The sequence below is a fragment of the Solidesulfovibrio sp. genome, assembly GCF_029978005.1.
In the GTDB taxonomy this organism is placed as follows: domain Bacteria; phylum Desulfobacterota; class Desulfovibrionia; order Desulfovibrionales; family Desulfovibrionaceae; genus Solidesulfovibrio.
This window is the reverse complement of sequence record NZ_JARKOZ010000205.1, coordinates 1-4,647: the sequence shown is the minus strand read 5'-3', so window position 1 is coordinate 4,647 and position 4,647 is coordinate 1. Positions and strand designations below refer to the sequence as shown.

Annotated in this window: 5 protein-coding genes; 3 read left to right on the top strand and 2 right to left on the bottom strand. The window is 68.2% G+C overall.

Annotated elements, in window-relative coordinates:
• Nucleotides 1–261 precede the first annotated feature (261 nt).
• Nucleotides 262–1,257 carry an OmpA family protein gene (locus Q1K70_RS20935; protein WP_300164303.1) on the bottom strand — a complete coding sequence of 332 codons (996 nt, stop codon included), beginning with the start codon at nucleotides 1,255–1,257 and terminating at the stop codon, nucleotides 262–264.
• A gap of 129 nt (nucleotides 1,258–1,386) precedes the next feature.
• Between Q1K70_RS20935 and Q1K70_RS20930 the strand changes: the two genes are divergently transcribed.
• The 3 genes from Q1K70_RS20930 (at nucleotide 1,387) to Q1K70_RS20920 (ending at nucleotide 3,697) form a co-directional block, all read left to right on the top strand.
• Entirely contained in the window at nucleotides 1,387–2,160 is a 774-nt protein-coding gene (locus Q1K70_RS20930) for a hypothetical protein (RefSeq protein WP_300164300.1), read from the top strand.
• Between the two features lie 74 nt (nucleotides 2,161–2,234).
• Nucleotides 2,235–3,089, top strand: coding sequence for a diaminopimelate epimerase (dapF, locus tag Q1K70_RS20925; RefSeq protein ID WP_300164298.1), 855 nt, complete (start codon nucleotides 2,235–2,237; stop codon nucleotides 3,087–3,089).
• Between the two features lie 26 nt (nucleotides 3,090–3,115).
• Entirely contained in the window at nucleotides 3,116–3,697 is a 582-nt protein-coding gene (locus Q1K70_RS20920) for a VOC family protein (protein ID WP_300164295.1), read from the top strand.
• Nucleotides 3,698–3,860: 163 nt separating this feature from the next.
• On the opposite strand, the gene nrfD is transcribed toward Q1K70_RS20920, so the two are convergent.
• Nucleotides 3,861–4,647: NrfD/PsrC family molybdoenzyme membrane anchor subunit (gene nrfD / locus Q1K70_RS20915; RefSeq protein ID WP_300164293.1), on the bottom strand; the 787-nt coding region annotated here is incomplete at its 5' end.

Sequence of the window (4,647 nt, the reverse complement as noted above, 5' to 3'; positions counted from 1 at the left end):
CTGCCGCGTCAGCGGCGGCAGCGGCAGGCCAAATCCCGCCCCCATCTTCGGTCCGCTACGCGACCGACCTCCCGGTGACCGCAGGCTTCCCCGCCCGACCAAGCCGTCGAGGGGGTCCGGGGGGCATCATGCCCCCCGGTGGGGTTCGGGGCAAAGCCCCGGCAGGGTCCGGGACAGCGTCCCGGCGGGTGCGGGGCAGCGCCCTGCCGTGGTTCGGGGCAGAGCCACGGCACGTGCAGGGAGCGCCCCGCTTCTTCCCCGCTACTCTTTCCCTGGCGCGGGCTTGTCGGGCAACGCGGGCGGCAGATCGGGCGCGGGAGTTTGCGGCGCGGGTTTGGCGTCCTCGGCGGCAGGCGCGGCCTGACTGGGCGGCACGGCTGGATCGGCCGGCGTGGCGGGCGGCGCATCGGCGGCGGGCGCTGGCGCATCGGTCTGGGGCGGGGTCGCCGGGGCTGGAGCGACGGGTTCGTCCGGGGCCGGTGGCGGGGGCGGCGGAGCGGATTCGCGCAGGGGCTCCTGTCCGGCGGCGGGGGTTTCGGTTGGGGTTTTCTTTTCGCCGTCCACGGTGCCGCGCATGGTTTCGGAGCCGGTTTCCCCGGCGAGCAGCGGCACGTCGGCCACGATGACGTCCACGCGGCGGTTTTCCTGGCGTCCTTCGGACGTGGCGTTGCTGGCCACGGGCTGGTAGAAGGCGCGGCCCATGGCGGTGAAGCGTTCCGGGGTCAGCCCGCCCTGTTCGGACAGGAAGCGGATGACCGAGGCGGAGCGGGCGGTGGAGAGTTCCCAGTTGGAGGGGTACAGGGCCGAGTGGATGGGATTGGAGTCGGTGTGGCCGACGACGTAGATGCTTTTGTTTTTGACCTTGGCCAGGACGCCTCCGACCTTGAGCAGAATTTCGCGGCCGTGGGGGGTGATTTCCGCGCTGCCGGAGGCGAAGAGCACCTTGTCCACGAAGTTGATTTCAAGTTTTTCGCGAAACTGGCGCACGCGGATGTCGCGGCTGTCCACCTCGCCGCGAAGATCCGCGACCAGGGCGTCGTAGGCGGTTTGCAGTTCATCAGCCTTGCGCTCGAGTTCGGCGGCCCGGACCTCGGCCTTGCGCTCCTCCTCCTTGGACCGGAAGAGCTGCTTGGTCAGGTTTTCCAGGGCTTCGGGCACGCCTTTGCGATGGTAGAGGTTGTTGGCCAGGTAGGCCGTCAGCCCCACCGGCACGAGCACCAGCAGCACCATGAGCACTTTGAGCAAACGTCCGCGCATAAGCGCTCCTTCCTCGCCGGGCGGGCTTGCCGCCGGCGGATGATTCGCCGTATGTTCCATCACGCCCGAAACGCGTCGTTTCGGACATGGCCATGATTATCCGCAATCCGCGCAAAAGGCCACAGCCCCATGCCAAGCCCCGATACGGACAGAGCCGACCTCGACATCATCGAGATGCCCGCCAAGGCCGTGGCGGCCTATTGGCTGTCGCTTCGAAAGCTCATGGACAGCCGCAAGGGCGGCCGGGTGGTGCAGGAGGAGATGGAGGCGGTGACAGAACCGTACATCCGCCTGCTGCTGGAGACGGCCTTCGGTTCGGGGCTGCCCGAGGAGACGGTGCGGCGGCTTTTCGTCGCCGGCCGGGGACGGGCCCTCGGGGAGCTGCGCCGGGCGCTCGACTGCATGGCCGGGACGCTCGCGGCCATGGTGTCCGGGGACAATCCCCAGCGCGTGCTGTCGCTTTTGACGGCGCATTTCGCCGTGCCGCCGGCGCGCGAGGCGACCATCATGGAGCGGGCCTACGCCCTGGCGGACAAGGCCCGCGCCGGCGGCGCACCCGAGTCCCCGGTCGACGACCCGGCCGTGGTGGACCATGGCCTGGCGCCCGACGTCCTGCTCGCGCGCCTCATGTACTGCCTGGTCATGGCCAGGCGGGAAGGGCGCGAGGTCTGCCGGAGCCTGGCCGGCTCCTGCCGGTCGCTTTTTTTCGCCGAGGGGCTCATTCTCGTCGCCGACGGCTTCGACGAGACGTTTTTGCGCCGCAGGCTGGCCCTGCATCGCCGGTCCGTGGCGGCGGATGCGGCGCGCAAGATGCTCCTGGCCGAGGAGATGTGCCTGGGGCTTCGGGCGCGCTATTCCTATGAGGACCTGTGGCGCGTCGCCCGGGCCTACCTGCCGGCCTGACCGCCCTCCCCCGCTCTCGACGCGGAAAGCGCGTTCTGCTAGGTGTCGTTCACGTTTTCGTCAAGGAGCGATCCATGGATCTCGAAGCCGTCTGCGGCCCGTCCGTCCCGTTTTACAAGATGCAGGGCTGCGGCAATGATTTCGTCTGCGTGGACAACCGCGTGCTGGGCTACGACCCGGCGGACATGCCGGACATCGTGGTGCCGGTGTGCCGCAAGGCCTTCGGCGTCGGGGCCGACGGCATGATCTTCCTGGACCACGCCCCCGAGGGTTCGGGGCTGGCCTACAAGTGGCATTTCTTCAACGCCGACGGCTCCCGGGCCGAAATGTGCGGCAACGGCTCGCGCTGCGCCGCCAGGCTCGCCTGGATGCTTGACCTGGCCCCGGCGCGCCACGTCTTCGGCACCGACGCCGGCCCCATCGAGGCCGAGGTGGACGAGGATTCCAATCTGGTGACGGTGCAGCTGACCGAGCCAAAGGACCTGCGCATGGACATGACCGTGGAGATCGAGCAGCAGCAGTTTCCGCTGCACTTCGTCAACACCGGCGTGCCCCACGCCGTGGCCGTGGTGGAGCACCTGGAGGCCGTGGACGTATGGAAGCTCGGCCGGGCGGTGCGGTTCCACGAAGTCTTCAAGCCGGCCGGCACCAACGTCAACTTTATCGCCCCGGACGGCCCGGGACGGCTGTCGCTGCGCACCTACGAGCGCGGCGTGGAGGACGAGACCTACGCCTGCGGCACCGGGGCCGTGGCCTCGGCGGTCATCGCCAGGGAGCTCGGGCTCACGGGCGAGGAGACGGTGGTGACCACCACCGGCGGCGAGGAGCTCGGCGTCATCCTGCGCGACGGCAAGGCCTACCTTCGCGGCGCGGCGGAACTCGTGTTCACGGGCGCGTTTTTCCCGCAGGCCCTGGGGATCGAGTCGTAGGGAGCCTGCCTGGGGAGGGGACCGTCATGCGTTACACCGGCGTCAACCACCTGGCCATGGCCACGGGCGACATGGACGCGACCATCCGCTTCTGGCGCGACCTTTTGCGCATGCGCCTGGTGGCGGGCCTGGGGCGTCCCGGCTACCGCCACTACTTCTTCGAGATCTCGGAAACCGACATGATCGCGTTTTTCGAGTGGCCGGGCGTCGAACCGATCGCGGAGAAGGACCACGGCGTGCCGGTTTCCGGTCCCTACGCCTTCGACCACGTGTCCATCGGCGTGCGCGACCGCGACGACCTGTGGGAGATCAAGGACGCCCTGGAGGCGGCCGGCTTCTGGGCCTCGGAGATCATCGACCACGGCTTCATCTTCTCGCTCTACTCCTTCGACCCCAACCACATCGCCATTGAATTCAGCTGTCCGGTGCCCGGAGTGGACATCCGCTCCCACCCGGTCAACGCGGACAAGCACCCGAGCGCCGCGGCCCTGGAAGGCCCCGAGCCGCAGCCCGGCAAATGGCCGGCCCCCGAGCGCCCCACGCCCTTCGCCGAACGCCGCATCTACCCCGGCGAGGGCCGGGAGCTGGTGCTGACCGACGACGAGTGACGCGAGCGGCAAGGGGAGGGAGAGACGCCTCCGGCGGCCAAAGGGCTGGGCCCTCTGGGCTCCCATAGCATTGCCACGCCGCCACAAGCGCCAAACCCGCAACGCACGCAAAAGGCCCGCCTCCTTCCGGAAGCGGGCCTTTCCTTTGGCGCGGGAGGGAAGCCTATTCGGCTTCGGCGGCCGGGGGCGGCACCATGGACAGGTTGCCGCCTTCGACCTCGACGCGGACTTCCACGGCGATCTTCCACAGCACCGTGAGCACGATGCCGCCGGTGGCGAAGACCATGAGCGAAATCATGATCTCGGGCACCGTGGGGGAGTAGACCGTGACCGTCTCGAAGGGGTTGGGCGTGAAGCCGCCGATGAGCAGGCCCAGGCCCTTGTCGATCCAGGAGGCGATGACCAGCATGATGAGCCCGATGACCAGGGCCGGGGTCTTCTCCCGCACCGGAGTGGGGATGAGGAAGACCAGGCAGCCCAGGCCCATGACCACCGCCGTCCACATGAACGGCACCATCATGTCGTGGCCGTCGATGCCCGTGAACAGGTACTTAAACGGCGCGATGTGCCCGGGCATGTTGCTGTAGAAGGAGGTGAACACCTCAAGCAGGAAGAAGAAGATGTTCACGCACATGGCGTAGGTGATGATCACGGCCAGGCGGTTGATGGCCTTCTTGCCGGGATCGAAGCCGGTCAGCCGCTTGAGCAGCAGCACCAGCAGCAGCAGGATGGCCGGGCCGGAGCAGAAGGCCGAGGCCAGGAACCGGGCGGCCATGATGGCCGTCAGGAAGTAGTGGCGTCCCGGCAGGCCGGCGTACAGGAAGGCCGTGACGGTGTGGATGGAGAAGGCCCAGATGACCGACACGAAGGCCAGGAACTTGCACCACTTGGGCGGAGTCATGTCGTTTTTGAAGTACTGCAGGCTCGTCCAGCCCACGATGATGTTCAGG